Source organism: Pseudomonas sp. NFPP07 (assembly GCF_900115645.1).
In the GTDB taxonomy this organism is placed as follows: Bacteria; Pseudomonadota; Gammaproteobacteria; order Pseudomonadales; family Pseudomonadaceae; genus Aquipseudomonas; species Aquipseudomonas chlororaphis.
The window spans coordinates 406806-422261 of sequence record NZ_FOXG01000006.1 but is presented as its reverse complement, the minus strand read 5'-3'; the positions used below and the strand labels follow the sequence as shown (position 1 = coordinate 422261).

13 protein-coding genes are annotated in these 15456 nt (G+C 63.0%); 2 read left to right on the top strand and 11 right to left on the bottom strand.

All coding sequences use genetic code 11. The features are described 5' to 3' along the window. Window positions 1–94 precede the first annotated feature (94 nt). Window positions 95–1639 carry an AhpA/YtjB family protein gene (locus BM019_RS17795; RefSeq protein ID WP_092419082.1) on the top strand — a complete coding sequence of 515 codons (1545 nt, stop codon included), beginning with the start codon at window positions 95–97 and terminating at the stop codon, window positions 1637–1639. 206 nt (window positions 1640–1845) lie between these two features. On the opposite strand, the gene BM019_RS17790 is transcribed toward BM019_RS17795, so the two are convergent. From BM019_RS17790 to BM019_RS17750, 9 genes are all read right to left on the bottom strand, one after another. Continuing rightward, window positions 1846–2559 carry a PqiC family protein gene (locus tag BM019_RS17790; protein ID WP_007921414.1) on the bottom strand — a complete coding sequence of 238 codons (714 nt, stop codon included), beginning with the start codon at window positions 2557–2559 and terminating at the stop codon, window positions 1846–1848. A gap of 179 nt (window positions 2560–2738) precedes the next feature. After that, window positions 2739–4997, bottom strand: coding sequence for a DNA topoisomerase IV subunit A (parC, locus tag BM019_RS17785; RefSeq protein WP_009041892.1), 2259 nt, complete (start codon window positions 4995–4997; stop codon window positions 2739–2741). 10 nt (window positions 4998–5007) lie between these two features. Beyond that, window positions 5008–5529 carry a retropepsin-like aspartic protease family protein gene (locus tag BM019_RS17780; RefSeq protein ID WP_062823852.1) on the bottom strand — a complete coding sequence of 174 codons (522 nt, stop codon included), beginning with the start codon at window positions 5527–5529 and terminating at the stop codon, window positions 5008–5010. Beyond that, the gene (locus BM019_RS17775; protein ID WP_092419080.1) at window positions 5526–6509 is read right to left on the bottom strand and encodes an esterase-like activity of phytase family protein; all 984 of its coding nucleotides are present in this window, start codon (window positions 6507–6509) and stop codon (window positions 5526–5528) included. Before BM019_RS17775 ends, BM019_RS17780 begins: the two co-directional genes overlap by 4 nt. Next, window positions 6509–8416 (bottom strand): DNA topoisomerase IV subunit B, encoded by a 1908-nt coding sequence (parE, locus tag BM019_RS17770; protein ID WP_009041889.1) that lies wholly within the window; start codon window positions 8414–8416, stop codon window positions 6509–6511. The genes BM019_RS17775 and parE overlap by 1 nt, the downstream gene beginning before the upstream one ends. A gap of 42 nt (window positions 8417–8458) precedes the next feature. Continuing rightward, window positions 8459–9067, bottom strand: a complete 609-nt coding sequence (locus BM019_RS17765; RefSeq protein WP_092419078.1) for a YqiA/YcfP family alpha/beta fold hydrolase — start codon at window positions 9065–9067, stop codon at window positions 8459–8461. 116 nt (window positions 9068–9183) lie between these two features. Beyond that, entirely contained in the window at window positions 9184–9999 is an 816-nt protein-coding gene (gene cpdA, locus BM019_RS17760; RefSeq protein WP_053259410.1) for a 3',5'-cyclic-AMP phosphodiesterase, read from the bottom strand. A 99-nt stretch (window positions 10000–10098) separates the two neighbouring features. After that, on the bottom strand, window positions 10099–10551 hold the full coding sequence (locus BM019_RS17755) for a DUF1249 domain-containing protein (protein ID WP_009041887.1): 453 nt from the start codon (window positions 10549–10551) through the stop codon (window positions 10099–10101). Then, on the bottom strand, window positions 10542–11159 hold the full coding sequence (locus BM019_RS17750) for an NUDIX domain-containing protein (RefSeq protein WP_007921427.1): 618 nt from the start codon (window positions 11157–11159) through the stop codon (window positions 10542–10544). Before BM019_RS17750 ends, BM019_RS17755 begins: the two co-directional genes overlap by 10 nt. A gap of 223 nt (window positions 11160–11382) precedes the next feature. Between BM019_RS17750 and BM019_RS17745 the strand changes: the two genes are divergently transcribed. Then, window positions 11383–12129 (top strand): RsiV family protein, encoded by a 747-nt coding sequence (locus tag BM019_RS17745; RefSeq protein ID WP_009041886.1) that lies wholly within the window; start codon window positions 11383–11385, stop codon window positions 12127–12129. Here the strand turns inward: BM019_RS17745 and cytX are convergent. Further along, window positions 12098–13387: a putative hydroxymethylpyrimidine transporter CytX gene (gene cytX / locus BM019_RS17740; RefSeq protein ID WP_092419163.1), complete on the bottom strand. Its 1290-nt coding sequence runs from the start codon at window positions 13385–13387 to the stop codon at window positions 12098–12100. The genes BM019_RS17745 and cytX overlap by 32 nt on opposite strands. A 96-nt stretch (window positions 13388–13483) precedes the next feature. Next, window positions 13484–15373, bottom strand: coding sequence for a phosphomethylpyrimidine synthase ThiC (gene thiC / locus BM019_RS17735; protein WP_087089871.1), 1890 nt, complete (start codon window positions 15371–15373; stop codon window positions 13484–13486). Between the last annotated feature and the right edge of the window lie 83 nt (window positions 15374–15456).

Genomic DNA, 15456 nt, shown 5'->3' with positions numbered 1-15456 from the left:
CTTTCAGTGACCATCGGGCACAGCCAGCGCTTTGCCGGTCTAGGGCCTGTCGCTATACTGCGCCTCAACTTCACGGACAAAAGAGCCGAGCTCAGTGAACCGGCCCACGCCAGTTAAAACCGATAACTTCTTCCTGCTGATCTTCCGTGCACTGCGTCACCGCCGTGTACCGATTGCATTGCGCATTGCCAGCCATAACGTGATCCTGGTCGCCCTGGCCCTGGTGATCTATGCCTGCGTGATGGGCCTGCAGTTCAAGCAGGCCATGCACGAACAAGCCGACGCCCTGGGTCAGAGCCTGACTACCCAGACTGCGACCTCGGCCACCGAGCTGTTGGTGTCCAACGACATCCTCAGCCTCAACGTGCTGCTGAACAACCTGACCAAGAACCCGCTGGTTGCCCATGCGGCGATCTACAGCGTGGACAACCGCATCCTCGCCGAAGCCGGTCAGCGCCCGAAAAGCAGCCTGCTGGGTGAAACCGAAGGCGTCTACCAGACCAAGATCACCTTCCAGGACGTGACCGCGGGCAACCTGCGCATCAGCCTGGACATGGAACAATTCCAGCAGCCGATGACCATCAGCCTGCAGAGCATGGGCATTCTCAGCGCAATCCTGCTGGCTTTGGCCCTGGCCTTGAGCCTGCGCCTGGGACGGCACATCTCCACACCGCTGATGCAACTGCGGGTCTGGCTGCGGGATATCGACGAGAACACCCCGGCCACCCAGCGCCAGGACGAGATCGGCGACCTGGCTCGCCAGCTGCACGCCAGCTTCGCGCCAGAGAAGGTCGAGCCGGAACCCGAACCGGAAGCCGAGATCGACGATACCGACTACGACGACAGCGAAGACGCGGAACCGACCTTCGAGGTGCGCAACCTGCGTGACCCGAGCTTCGATGAAAGTGCTCCGGTGGCCGGCCTCAAGCCCGCGCCACGGCACGTGATCAATGCCGAAGAAGACCTGGCCGACGATGAAGACCCGTTCGCCGACCTTCGCGACAGCTCGTCCACCGCGACCGCTGCCAAGCCGATCGTGAAACCCACGGTACCGGCACAGCCGCAGCACAGCGCGGTCCTGGCCGTGCAACTGGGCGCCCAGGAGCAACTGCGCCGCCTGCCCCGCGCCCGCCTGACGGAATTGCTGGAACGTTATCGCGACTGCCTCGACCAGGCCGCCTCGCTGTACCAGAGCGAACTGCATACCCTGAACGACGGCAGCACGCTGATGCTGTTCCACAGCGAAGACAGCGGCGACGACTACCTGACCAACGCCATCTGCTGTGGCGAGTTGCTGCGTGCCCTGGGGCATGCCCTGCAAATCGAAGTGGCCGACAGCGGCATCACCCTGCAGCTGCAACTGGGCCTGACCCTTGGCGAAGAGCTGTTCGGCCTGAGCCAGATCGACCTGCTGTTGACCGAGACCGCCCAGGACGCCCTGGCGCTGTCCCAGCACAGCCGCAACCTGCTGCTGGTCGAGCGCAAGATCAACGATGACGCCCTGATTCGTCAGCGCGCGCGCATCCGTCCGATCGCCAGCCCGGAAGGCGCCTGCTGCGTCGAACGCCTGATGGAGCCCTACCCATCGATGCTGGAACGGCAACTGGCGCGGATGCACGAGACTCGCGCCAAGCTGTAAGCCAGCCGCCCAACAAAAAGCCCGCAGCGATGCGGGCTTTTTTGTGGCTGCGGCACAGTCGTCGCGAGCAAGCCAGTCGCCTCTCTGTAGGAGCGAGCTTGCTCGCGATACTCCATCAAGGGCGCACCATTACCTCAGGCTCAACCTGCCCCCCCAGAAACGACAAAGCCCGCTGATCAGCGGGCTTTGTCCTGGAACCGCAACACTCAGAAGCGGAACACTTCCATATCCGTGCGGATAGGCGTGGCCATTGGAATCTTCGGCTGCTTCTCCTGCTCGGCCGGCTTTGCCGCCGGCGCAGGCGCCGCCTTGCGGGGTACCTCGGCTACCGTAGGCTGGTTGGCCAGCGGCTTGAGGGCACCCGAGAGCTGCTCGGCCAGGCGTTGCAGCAATACGCCCTGGGCCTGGACCTGGGACGCGGTGGTACCCGCATGCTGCTCCTGCAGATGAACGATACGGTTGTCGCGAACCTGCCCACGGCGATCGATCAGGCGCCATTGCGCATCGAGAACCGCCGGTTGCGAGGCGCCCGAATCCAGGCGAGTGATCGACAGCAACACCTGCACATCCGGAGTGAAACCGGTGCTCGCCGGCGCCAGCACTACACGCTGGCTGTCCAGCTGGCCGGCGACCTGACGCAACAGCAACTGATCGATATCGGAAGACAGACTGCCGGCCCAGCGACCGTCGGTCGAAGCCTGCAGGCTGCCGTCGTTCTGACGTTGCAGCAAGGTTTCACGTTGCAGGTAGTCGGCAACCAGTACCGGCCCCAGCAATACGGCCATACCGGCGCTTTGTGCCGGTTGAGCTGGACTTCCGCTGTCCAGCTGATACAGCGACACCGGCTGGTGTACGCTGCAACCCGCCAGGCCAAGAACGCCAGCGAGCAAGAAAACAAGAGGAAGGCGCAGAGCAGTCATCATCCCATCCAGGTGGCGGCCACAAGGCTAGCCACAGTGTAAATACTCAAAATAACCCTGAATAACGCTCAGCCACGCCGGCGCTTGAAAGCGCATATCATCCGTGAATATGCGCCATGACTCCAGTGTTGTAGCGCCGATCTACCGGTTAAATCGCAGATCGAACGCTCTAACCCGCATCAATTGAGAGTTTCTACCAACAACGCATCCACTCGCTGGAAGCCCCGTGGCAGTTTGTTCCCCCGGCGACCGCGCTCGCCCTTGTAATGTTCGAGGTCATCGGCCTTGAGCGACAGGGTACGTTTTCCGGCCTGCAGCACCAGTGTCGCGCCTTCCGGCAGTACCGCGATATCGGTCACGTACTCCTCGCGGCTGGCCACTCGCTCACCCGGAATCCCGATGATCTTGTTGCCCTTGCCTTTGCCCAACTGCGGCAGGTCGCTGATCTTGAACACCAGCAAACGCCCTTCGGTGGTCACCGAAGCCAGCCAGTTCTGTTCACGATCGCTCACTGGCCGCGGCAACAGCACCTTGGCGTTGTTCGGCAGGCTCAACAACGCCTTGCCGGCCTTGTTCTTGGCTTGCAGATCCTCGCCCTTGACCACGAAGCCGTAACCCGCGTCGGAGGCGATCACGTACAGCGCCTCGTCGTCCGGCAGCAGTACGCATTCGAAACTGGCCCCAGGCGGCGGCGTCAGGCGTCCGGTCAGCGGCTCGCCCTGGCCACGGGCCGATGGCAGCGTATGCGCCGCCACCGAATAACTGCGCCCGGTGGAGTCGATAAACACCGCGAACTGGTTGGAGCGCCCGATGGCCGAGGTCTTGAAGCCGTCGCCAGCCTTGTAGGACAGCCCCGTGGCGTCGATATCATGCCCTTTGGCGCAGCGTACCCAACCTTTTTCCGACAGAACGATGGTGACCGGCTCGGTCGGCATCAGCTCGTTTTCCGACAGAGCCTTGGCCTCGGCGCGCTCGACGATCGGCGAACGACGGTCGTCGCCGTAGGTTTCGGCGTCCTGCAGCAATTCGGTGCGCACCAGCTTCTTCAGCTTGGCTTCGCTGTTGAGCAAGGCTTGCAGCTTGGCCTGCTCCTTGAGCAGTTCGTCCTGCTCGGCGCGCAGCTTCATCTCTTCCAGCCGCGCCAACTGACGCAGGCGGGTATCGAGGATGTAGTCGGCCTGCACTTCGCTCAGGGCGAAACGCTCGATTAATTTGGCTCGCGGCTGGTCCTCGGTACGAATGATGTGGATCACTTCATCCAAGTTGAGGTAGGCGATCAGCAAGCCGTCCAACAGGTGCAGGCGGCGCTCGACCTTGTCCAGGCGGAACTGCAGGCGGCGGCGCACCGTCAGTACGCGGAACTCCAGCCATTCCACCAGCAGGGCGCGCAGGTTCTTCAGTTGCGGCTTGCCGTCCAGGCCGATGATGTTGACGTTGACCCGGTAGCTGGATTCCAGCTCGGTGGTCGCAAACAGATGCTGCATCAGCTCGTCGGGATCGACCCGGTTGGAACGCGGAATGATCACGATCCGGCATGGGTGCTCGTGGTCCGACTCGTCGCGCAGGTCGGCAACCATCGGCAGCTTCTTGGCCTGCATCTGCGCGGCGATCTGTTCCAGCACCTTGGCGCCGGACACCTGGTGCGGCAGCGCGGTGACGATGATGTCGCCATCCTCGATGCGATAGACGGCACGCATGCGCACCGAACCGCGACCGGTTTCATAGATTTTCAGCAGGTCGGCGCGCGGCGTGATGATTTCCGCTTCGGTCGGATAGTCCGGGCCCTGAATGTGCTCGCAAAGCTGTTCGACTGTGGCCTTGGGCTCATCCAGCAGGCGCACGCAAGCGGTGGCGACTTCGCGCAGGTTGTGCGGCGGCACGTCAGTGGCCATGCCCACGGCGATACCGGTGGTGCCATTGAGCAGGATGTTCGGCAAACGTGCCGGCAATACCAGGGGCTCCTGCAGGGTACCGTCGAAGTTCGGCCCCCAGTCCGCAGTGCCCTGGCCCAGCTCGCTGAGCAGCACTTCGGAGTAACGCGACAGGCGCGCTTCGGTATAACGCATGGCGGCGAAGGACTTGGGATCGTCCGGCGCACCCCAGTTACCCTGGCCGTCCACCAGCGTGTAGCGATAGCTGAAAGGCTGCGCCATCAGCACCATGGCTTCGTAGCAGGCCGAGTCGCCGTGGGGGTGGAACTTACCCAGCACGTCACCGACCGTACGGGCGGACTTCTTGTGCTTGGAATCGGCATCCAGCCCCAGCTCACTCATGGCGTAGACGATACGCCGCTGTACCGGTTTCAGGCCGTCGCCGATATGCGGCAAAGCACGGTCCATGATCACGTACATGGAGTAGTTGAGGTAGGCATTTTCGGTGAAGTCAGCCAGCGATCGGCGTTCTACGCCATCCAGGCTGAGATCCAGGGAGTCGCTCATGCGGGCCTCATCAGTTCGTTGTCTGGCGCAGCAGCAAAGTGCCGCCGCGCTGGGTAAATTCAAGTTTTTTCAAAGCGCTCATGCCCAGCAACACCTGCTCGCCACCCAGGCCCGGCGCGACCAGCGCACGGACATCGCGCAGGACGATATCGCCCAGTTGCAGGCGGTCGAGGCGGGTTCGATAACCCTCGCTACGACCGTTGGCGGTACTCAGGGTCACCGGTGCGCCCTTCTCCAGGCCAAGACGCTCGGCCAGCCCGGACGGGATCGACACATCGGTCGCTCCGGTATCGAGCATGAAATTCACCGGCTGGCCGTTGATCTGGCCGCTGGCGACGAAATGCCCCTGGCCGTTGCCGACCAGTTTCACTTCGATGTAACCCTCATGTTGTTGCGAAGTGACGACAGCATTGGGGTTCTCCTGACGCTGTTCCCACTCGCCAAAAAACCGTGTCGCCAGGAACAGCCCGGCGCCCCAGGCCAGCACCAGCAGCACGCGCCCGGCACGTTTACCCGGTGGCTGCTGGCTCACGACTTGGCACTCCAACCGCCCTCGGGCGCGGCGAAGCGCCAGACGATCGGGCGTTTTTCACCGTCGGCACGGGCTCCGGTGTTGTTATCCACACCGATCCAGGCGCCGTCGGCATCCACCACCAGGGCCTCGGTCAGGCCATAGGCCTGTGGATAACGCCGGCTTTCCTGCAACGCCTCGGCGGCAAACGACCAGCAACGCTCGACCTTGGCCGTCGACGCATCACGACGACAGACCTGGAACGCATTGCGCTCGAGGGTGAACAACTTGCCCTCGAACAGCGACAGGTCGGCGAAATCCCGGGACACCGCCTTGGCCTTGGGCATCTGCGGCGGCTGCATTTCCAGCCCGGCCTCGCTGAGCAGCACACAGCCACCGTCGCAGTCCCAGACACTCTGCTGGCGCTTGATCAACAGCAGCCCGCGGCGCTCGCGCTCGGCGGCCAGCCAGATCCGGTCGCCGGCCGGGTTGACCGCCAGGCCTTCGAACAAGGCATTGAAGTGCAGCAACATACCGCTGGCCCGCGCCTCGCGCACCATGATCGGCGAAATCTTCAGCCAGGCGGCCGACCCCGTCGGCGGCAGCTGCAACACCGCCGCGTGGGACTCGCTGACCACATACTTGTTGCCGGCGCTGTCGCAAGCAATACCCTCGAAATCCAGGTCGCCGCCGCGCACGAACGATGCGACCCAGGTGCGCGAGCTCAAGCCCCAGGGCAAACCGCTGTCCGGCACCGGCGGTACGTCGATGCGCACGGTTTCGGCCTGCCAGACGCGGTCGCTGGTATCGAGCCGATAGATCTGGTCATCGTCGCGGTCGGAGACCGTCCACAGCTCCTTGCCGCACAACGCCAGCCCCGACAGGTTGCCGCCACGCATGCCGTCCACCGGATGCTCGGCCAGCAGCCTCAACTCGGGCAAAGGGTCGGCCATCGCCGAGGTTGCCAATAGCAGTAATGCCAGGGCAAAGCCTCTGCGCATCAGGCCAGAACCTCGGCCAGGTTGCCCTTGGACTCCAGCCAGCTCTTGCGATCGCCGGCGCGTTTCTTCGCCAGCAGCATGTCCATCATTTCCGAGGTCGCGGCGAAGTCTTCACCGAGGGTCAACTGCACCAGGCGCCGGGTGTTCGGGTCCATGGTGGTTTCGCGCAGTTGCGGCGGGTTCATTTCACCCAGGCCTTTGAATCGGGTGACCTGCGGCTTGCCACGCTTCTTCTCGGCCACCAGGCGATCGAGAATGCCATCGCGCTCGGCTTCGTCGAGGGCGTAATAGATCTCCTTGCCCAGGTCGATGCGGTACAGCGGCGGCATCGCCACGTAGACGTGACCGGCATCCACCAGCGGGCGGAAATGCTGGACGAACAGCGCGCAGAGCAGCGTCGCGATGTGCAAGCCGTCGGAGTCGGCGTCGGCGAGGATGCAGATCTTTCCGTAGCGCAGCTGGCTCATGTCCTCGGCGCCCGGGTCGACCCCGATGGCCACGGCGATGTTGTGCACTTCCTGGCTGGCCAGGACTTCGCTGCCGTCGACTTCCCAGGTGTTGAGGATCTTGCCGCGCAGCGGCAGGATCGCCTGGAATTCCTTGTCCCGCGCCTGCTTGGCCGAACCACCGGCGGAATCACCTTCCACCAGGAACAGCTCGGAACGCATCGGGTCCTGGCCGGCGCAATCCGCCAGCTTGCCTGGCAATGCCGGGCCCTGGGTAATGCGCTTGCGCTCGACCTTCTTGCTGGCCTTGAGGCGACGGCCGGCGTTGCTGATGGCCAGCTCCGCCAGTTGCATGCCCAGCTCAGGGTTGGCGTTGAGCCACAGGCTGAACGCGTCCTTGACCACGCCCGAAACGAAGGCGGCCGCCTCGCGGGACGACAGGCGTTCCTTGGTCTGGCCGGAGAACTGCGCGTCCTGCATCTTCATCGACAGAACGAAGGCAATGCGCTCCCAGACATCTTCCGGTGCCAGCTTCAGGCCACGCGGCAGCAGGTTGCGGAATTCGCAGAACTCGCGCATGGCGTCCAGCAGGCCCTGGCGCAGACCGTTGACGTGGGTACCGCCCTGGGCGGTCGGGATCAGGTTGACGTAGCTTTCCTGCACGCTGTCGCCGCCTTCCGGCAACCACAGCAGGGCCCAGTCCACCGCTTCCTTGTTACCGGCCAGGCTGCCGCAGAAAGGTTCGGCCGGCAGGCGTTCGAATTCGCTGACCGCGTCCACCAGATAGGAGCGCAGGCCGTCTTCGTAATGCCACTCGACCTTCTCGCCGGTGCCTTTGTCTTCGAAGCTGACCAGCAACCCCGGGCACAACACGGCCTTGGCCTTGAGCACATGCTTGAGGCGGCTGACGGAGAATTTCGGCGAATCGAAGTATTTCGGATCCGGGGCGAAATACACGCTGGTCCCGGTATTGCGCTTGCCGACGCTGCCGACCACTTCCAGTTCAGTGGCCTTGAAGCCGTCGGCGAAAGTCATCTGGTATTCGTTGCCATCACGCTTGACCCGCACCCGCACCTGGGTCGACAAGGCGTTGACCACGGAAATACCCACCCCGTGCAGACCGCCGGAGAACTGGTAGTTCTTGTTGGAGAACTTGCCGCCCGCATGGAGCTTGGTGAGGATCAGCTCGACGCCGGACACGCCCTCTTCGGGGTGAATGTCCACTGGCATGCCGCGACCGTCATCGGACACTTCCAGGGAATGGTCGGCATGCAGGATGACCTGGATCGACTTCGCGTGCCCCGCCAGGGCTTCGTCGACACTGTTGTCGATGACTTCCTGGGCGAGGTGGTTCGGCCGGGTGGTATCGGTGTACATGCCCGGGCGTTTGCGCACCGGGTCGAGGCCCGAGAGGACTTCGATGGCGTCTGCGTTATAAGAGCTAGCGCTGGGAGTGGCCATGGGGTCTCGTCGTTAGTCGTTCAATGAAATAGAAGCGAGGGTTCACAGCGAGGTGAAATCGATCGCCTGGTACTGATCCGGGCCGATGCCGGCAAAATTCAACAACGCCGGCAATTGTCCGGCAAAACCCTGGAAACTATGGTCGCCGCCGGCCTGGATGCGCAAGGCACAGGCTCGGTAATACAGCTGGGCGCTGCGATAGTCCAGCGTCTCGTCACCTGTCTGCAGCCAGACCTGGAACCGCTGCGGGTCCTGGGGCGCCGGCACTTCCAGCTCGGCCAGGGCCGTCACGTGGTCGTGGGTCAATTCCCAGGTTTCCCCGGTATAGAGGTTGGTCTGCGTGCCCAGAAAGCCGTCGAACATCCGGTGCGGACTGACCGCGGGGTTGATCAGCAGGGCTTTCAGGCCGTGACGCTCGGCAAGGTGAGTCGCATAGTAGCCGCCGAGAGAGCTGCCGACCAGCAGCGGCCGTCCGAGTTCGGCAATCGCCTGCTCCAACTGGCCAATGGCCTCGCGTGGATGATGATGCAAGGCCGGCACCCGCAGCTGCTCACCGCGGCCAATCGCCTCCATGACAGCGATCAGCTGGCTGGCTTTCTTCGACGCCGGCGCGCTGTTGAAGCCTTGGATATACAGGATCGAACCGGACATGCGCACTCCCTTTGCATCGTGCAAAAAGGCGCAGTTTACAGGGTGTATCGCCGCTTGACTTGTGTTCAGGTGTATCCCTTTGTCCTGCTGCCGCAGACTGCGGCTCCGGGCCGGAATCAGTAGCCGTCGCTGCCGTAATCGACCTCGAAGTCGAAGCCGGTGACCCGCTCGACACCGGTTTCCAGGCGCCCGTCGGGCAGCAGGCGCAGCCAGCGATAACCCGGCGCGGTCTCGCCGACCTTGAAATCCTCGCTGCCAGGCTCGAACTGGATGCAGGTCGAGGGCGACGCCAGCAGGCGCAAAGGCCCTTGCTGGCGGTCGATTTCCTGATGCACATGACCCCAGAGCACCGCGCGCGCCTGCGGAAAACGCTCCAGCACGGCGAACAACGCGTGCGGATTGCGCAGCCCGATGGGCTCCATCCAGGCGCACCCGATGGAGACCGGATGATGGTGCAGGCATACCAGGTGATGGCGTTCGGGGGCTTCGCTCAGAGCACTGGCGAGCAGCTGCAATTGATCGTCCTGCAGATAGCCCGGCACCGAACCGGGTACGGCCGAGTCGAGCAGGGTGATCCGCCAGTTGCCGATGTCCACCACCGGTGCCAGCAACGAACTCTGGGTCGCCGCCTGCGCCATGATTTGTGGCTCGTCGTGGTTGCCGGGAATCCAGCGCGCCGGCGCCGGAATCTGCCGGGTCATGTCACGAAACAGCTGATAGGACTGCAGCGTACCGTCCTGGGACAAGTCGCCCGTCGCCAGCATCAGGTCGATCCGCGGTTGCTGTTCCAGCACCAGGTCGATCACCCGCTGCAGGCTGTCGCGGGTATTCATGCCCAACAGCGTGCCGTCCGCTTCGGCGAACAGATGACTGTCGGACAACTGCACCAGCAACACGGGATCGTCGGTGGTCAGAGTGGATACGCTCGGCAAGGCGGCCTCCCAGGGCGTGTCACGGGAAGTGAGGAATGGGAGCAATTATGCTGGGGGAAATTCAAAAGAGGAAACCGGCGAACCGGACGCAGTTCACATCTACCGCACGGCCTCGAACTCATGACCGCAAGCCAGGCAGTGGCTCAGCCATTCACCGAGAAACACATTGAGCTGGGCCTTCTCGTCCGGCTGGTGCATGAAGGCATTCGGATACGGATAGATGCCACGAAAGCGCCGAGCGTGCTCGGCACTGACGACCTCGGCCATGCGCGCGTCGTGGTAGACCTGGACCTCCAGCTGCGGCACCGGCAGCCAGGGCAGGCTGTGCTCCTGACGCACCTGCAGGGTGGTGGTATAGGGGCAGGCCAGCAGCACTTCCAGCGCCAGAACGCCCAGCATCTGGTCGCCCTGGGTCACCGCGATCCGCCGCGCCACCGGCTGGTTGCGCATGTCGGGCAACAGGCGCATCAGCCGGGCATAGTTCGCCTCGCAGGACGCTTGCAGCCCCACGAGATCGACCCGATAGCGATCGCGTACTTTGTTTACGACCATAACCCCCTCACTTCAACGCGGTTCAAAGCCAGCCATTGCAAGGCAATAATGCTCGCCGCGTTGGAAATCCGCCCATCCCTTACCGCCTGCAGTGCGTCTTCGAAAGCCCAGACCGACACACGGATATCCTCCGCCTCTTCCTCCAGTCCGTGCAGGCCACCGGCACCGCTGCTGTCGCAGCGCCCCAGGTACAGATGCACGAACTCGGTGCTGCCCCCCGGCGACGGGAAATACTGGATCATCGGCCACAGCGCGGAGAATGTCAGTCCAGCTTCCTCCTGCGCCTCGCGGTGAGCAACTTCTTCCGGCTGCTCGTCCTTGTCGATCAGACCGGCGACCAGCTCGATCAACCAGGGAGTCGCGGTTTTTCCCATGGCGCCGACGCGAAACTGCTCGATCAACACCACTTCATCGCGTTGCGGATCGTACGGCAGCACGCAGACAGCATCATGACGGACAAAGATTTCACGACTGATCTCGCGCCCCATGCCACCGGCAAACAGTTCGTGGCGCAGGTGCACACGGTCGAGCTGATAAAAACCCTGGAAGCATTTCTCGCGCCGAACGATATCGACAGTGGTCGGCGTGGTGTTGGCAAAGTCCGTCATAGCAATCCTCGTATCCTGCTGTCCGATTCGAGGCTCCCCCTCGATATCGCGCCATCCTAACGCGCTGCTGACCGATGATGCAGCCCCTTTGCCATCAGCGGGATAGACGGCAAGGGGGCAAACCTAATCTAATTGCCTCTATTGAGCTTAGTGGCGAACTGATTGCCCCGCAGGCAGTCGAAGCCGGTAACTTTTGCCTACCTCTGGTTTATCAAGGACGCACATGTCGCTTCTTAAAATCGCCTCCGTGGCTTGCCTGGCCCTGACCCTGGGCGCCTGCCAAAGCCTGTTCCAACCCAGCTATCAAAAGCCCCTGCAAAGCACCAGCGACAAGTCGGAACAGATCAAGCCTGGCTGCAGCAATCAGGATTGCCCGCTGGTGAACATCGACACCGTGCACTTCGCCGACGAGCCGCAGCTGGATGCGCTGATTGAAAAGCGCCTGCTACAGATGACCCGCACCACCGCGGACCAGGCCGTGCCAGCGACGCTGAGCGCCTATCGGGAGAAGTTCCTGCGCGAGGCCGACAGCCGCAACAGCATGTACCTGCAAGCCAAGGTACGCGAACAGCATGACGGCCTGGTGATCATCGAACTGGCCAGCTACCTGGACACCGGCGGCGCCCACGGCACGCCCGGTCGCGGCTTCATCAACTACTCCCGTGAGCTGCACAAGGAGCTGACCCTGTCCGACATGCTGCGCCCGGGCCAGGAAGCCGCGTTCTGGAAGGCCGCCCAGGTGGCTCACAACAGCTGGCTGATCAGCACCAAGCTGGACCAGGAGCCGGAGTTCATCAAGAGCTGGCCGTTCCAGAAAACCCCGAACGTGGCGCTGACCTACGGCGGCGTGATCCTCAAGTACAACGTGTCGGTGATCGCGCCTTACGCGCTGGGCCACATCGAACTGAAGATCCCTTACAACCGCCTGAACGGCATTCTCAAACCCGAGCTGTTTCCTGGCCGTAACTGAAGGCTCGTCCCAGCAGCCCTTGCAGCAGCCCTGCCAGCACCAGTGACGGCAGGGTTGCGCCAACATCCGAATAGAAGTTGGCCAGCAGGTGATAGGTGCTGACCCCGCCCAGCCAAGCCAGCAACGCCGGCCAGCGCAAGCCCACGGACGGCACCTGGGCACTGCGCTTGCGCAGGATGAAGTGATCCACCAGGACCACGCCAAACAGCGGCGCGAACACCGAGCCGATCAGCAGCAGGAAGTTCTGATACTGAGCCAATGGCGCCAGGCAGGCGATCAGGGTGCAGAACACGCCAATGGCCAAAGCCAGGTGCTCGACTTTCAGGCGCAGCAGAATGCCGCTGGAGACTGCGGCCGAATGGATATCGGCAAAGGCGTTTTCCGACTCGTCCAGCAAGATCAGCAACAGCGGAATCCCCAGGCCCGCGCCAGCCAGGGCCAACAACAGAGCATTGACTTCACCATTCGGCGCAAAGGCCAGGGTGTAGGCCACGCCCAGGCTCATCAGCCACAAATTGCCGATAAAGAAGCCCAGCGCCGTACCGCCAAAGACATTGCGCGCACGCTTGCCGAACCTTGAGTAGTCGGCGATCAGCGGCAGCCACGACAGCGGCATGGCGATCGCGATATCGAAGCCCACGCCGAGCGGCATGGAGCCGTCGCCGGCCTGGGCCCAGAGCGCGGCAAGATCGGCCTTGGCGAACAGGTTCCAGGTCAGCCACAGGCAGGCCGCCAACAGCAGCCAGATGCCCCACCTGCGCAGGATCTTGCGCACGAAGGTCAGCGGCCCGCTGACCGCGAGCAAAGTCGCCAGCGCGCCGAAAAACAGGGTCCAGAGCAAAGGGCTGGCCAGCAGGCTGCCCTCGCTGAACGCACGAGTACCCAATAGGCTGGCGGCATCGCGCATCACGATGATCTCGAACGAGCCCCAGCCCACCAGTTGCAACAGGTTGAGCAACGCCGGCAGGCTCGCGCCGTACGTACCGAGGCTGAGCTTGAGCGCCGCCATGGACGACAGGCCAGTATCGCTGCCGATCACCCCGACCGCCGCAAGCAGCAAGACACCGACCGCCGTACCGAGAAAGATCGCCAGCAAGGCACCGGACAGGCCCAGGCCTGGCGCCAGCAGCGCGCCGGTCTGCAACACCATCAGGCCGATGCCGAGGGAAAACCACAGGGAAAACAGATCGCGCGCGCCGAATACGCGCCTGTCGGCGGGGACCGCAGTGTCTGGTGAATAAGTGTTCAAGACGGTTATCTCGGGGCAAGAAAAGGGCGCGTTAGCTGCAAGCCCCAAGCTGCAAGAAAAAGCAGGAGCACTTTTGCCTTTAACTTGCAGCTTGCAACTTGTCGCTTAAACCTTCTTGTACAGCTGGCTACCTTCCTGCTTGAAGCGCTCGGCCTGCTCCGCCAGCCCCTTGGCGACATCCACGTCCACCGCTTCGATGCGCTGGTTAGCCGCGTACTCACGGACCTCCTGGGTGATTTTCATCGAGCAGAACTTCGGCCCGCACATGGAGCAGAAGTGCGCGACCTTGGCCGAATCCTTGGGCAGGGTCTCGTCGTGGTAGGCGCGCGCGGTGTCCGGGTCAAGGCCGAGGTTGAACTGGTCTTCCCAGCGGAACTCGAAGCGCGCCTTGGACAGTGCGTTGTCACGGATCTGTGCGCCCGGGTGGCCTTTTGCGAGATCCGCAGCATGGGCGGCGATCTTGTAGGTGATGATCCCGGTCTTCACGTCATCCTTGTTCGGCAGGCCCAGGTGTTCCTTCGGTGTCACGTAGCAGAGCATGGCGCAGCCGAACCAGCCGATCATCGCCGCGCCGATACCGGAAGTGATGTGGTCGTAGCCCGGGGCGATGTCGGTGGTCAGCGGACCGAGGGTGTAGAACGGCGCCTCGTCGCAGCACTCCAACTGCTTGTCCATGTTCTCTTTGATCAGTTGCATCGGCACGTGGCCGGGGCCTTCGATCATGCACTGCACGTCATGCTTCCAGGCGATCTTGGTCAGTTCGCCGAGGGTTTCCAGCTCGCCGAACTGCGCTTCGTCGTTGGCGTCGGCGATCGAGCCCGGACGCAGGCCGTCGCCCAGCGAGAAGCTGACGTCGTAGGCCTTCATGATTTCGCAGATTTCGTCGAAATGGGTGTAGAGGAAGTTTTCCTTGTGATGCGCCAGGCACCACTTGGCCATGATCGAACCGCCGCGGGAGACGATGCCGGTCACGCGCTTGGCGGTCAGCGGCACATAGCGCAGCAGCACGCCGGCGTGGATGGTGAAGTAGTCGACGCCCTGCTCCGCCTGCTCGATCAGGGTGTCGCGGAACAGCTCCCAGGTCAGGTCTTCGGCCACGCCGTTGACCTTCTCCAGCGCCTGGTAGATCGGCACGGTACCGATCGGCACTGGCGAGTTGCGGATGATCCACTCGCGGGTTTCGTGGATGTGCTTGCCAGTGGACAGGTCCATGACCGTGTCCGAACCCCAGCGGATGCCCCAGGTCAGTTTCGCCACTTCTTCTTCGATGGACGAGCCCAGGGCGCTGTTGCCGATGTTGCCGTTGATCTTCACCAGGAAGTTGCGGCCGATGATCATCGGTTCCAGTTCGACGTGGTTGATGTTGGCCGGAATGATCGCGCGACCGCGGGCGATTTCCTCACGGACGAACTCGGGGGTGATTTCTTTCGGGATGCTGGCGCCGAAGCTGTGGCCGGCGTGCTGCTGATCGAGCAGGCCCGCGGCGCGAGCCTCTTGCAGCTTCATGTTTTCGCGGATGGCGACGTATTCCATCTCGGCGGTGATGATGCCCTTGCGCGCGTAATGCATCTGGCTGACGTTGGCCCCGGCCTTGGCCCGGCGCGGGTTATTGACGTGGGCGAAGCGCAGCTTGGTCAGCTCGGGATCGGCGAGGCGCTCCTGGCCGAAGTTGGAGCTCAGGCCGGGCAGGCGCTCGGTGTCGCCACGGTCGTCGATCCAGGCCGAGCGTACATCGCCCAGGCCTTTGCGCACGTCGATCACCACGTTGGGGTCGGTGTACGGGCCGGAGGTGTCATAGACGGTGACTGGCGCGTTGATCTCGCCGCCGAAGTCGGTCGGGGTCACGTCGAGGCTGATTTCGCGCATCGGCACGCGAATGTCCGGGCGCGAACCCTGGACATAGATTTTTTGCGAGCGGGTAAAGGGCTGAACCGACTGCTCATCGACCTTGGCCGATTCACTAAGGTGGGTAGCGTTTTTTAATTTTGTAGTCATCACGGGCTCTCCAGACAGCATCCAGGCAGTGGATTTTTGTCGGAGCGAACCTGTAACGAACGGACGCAACCATGGCTGGAGCC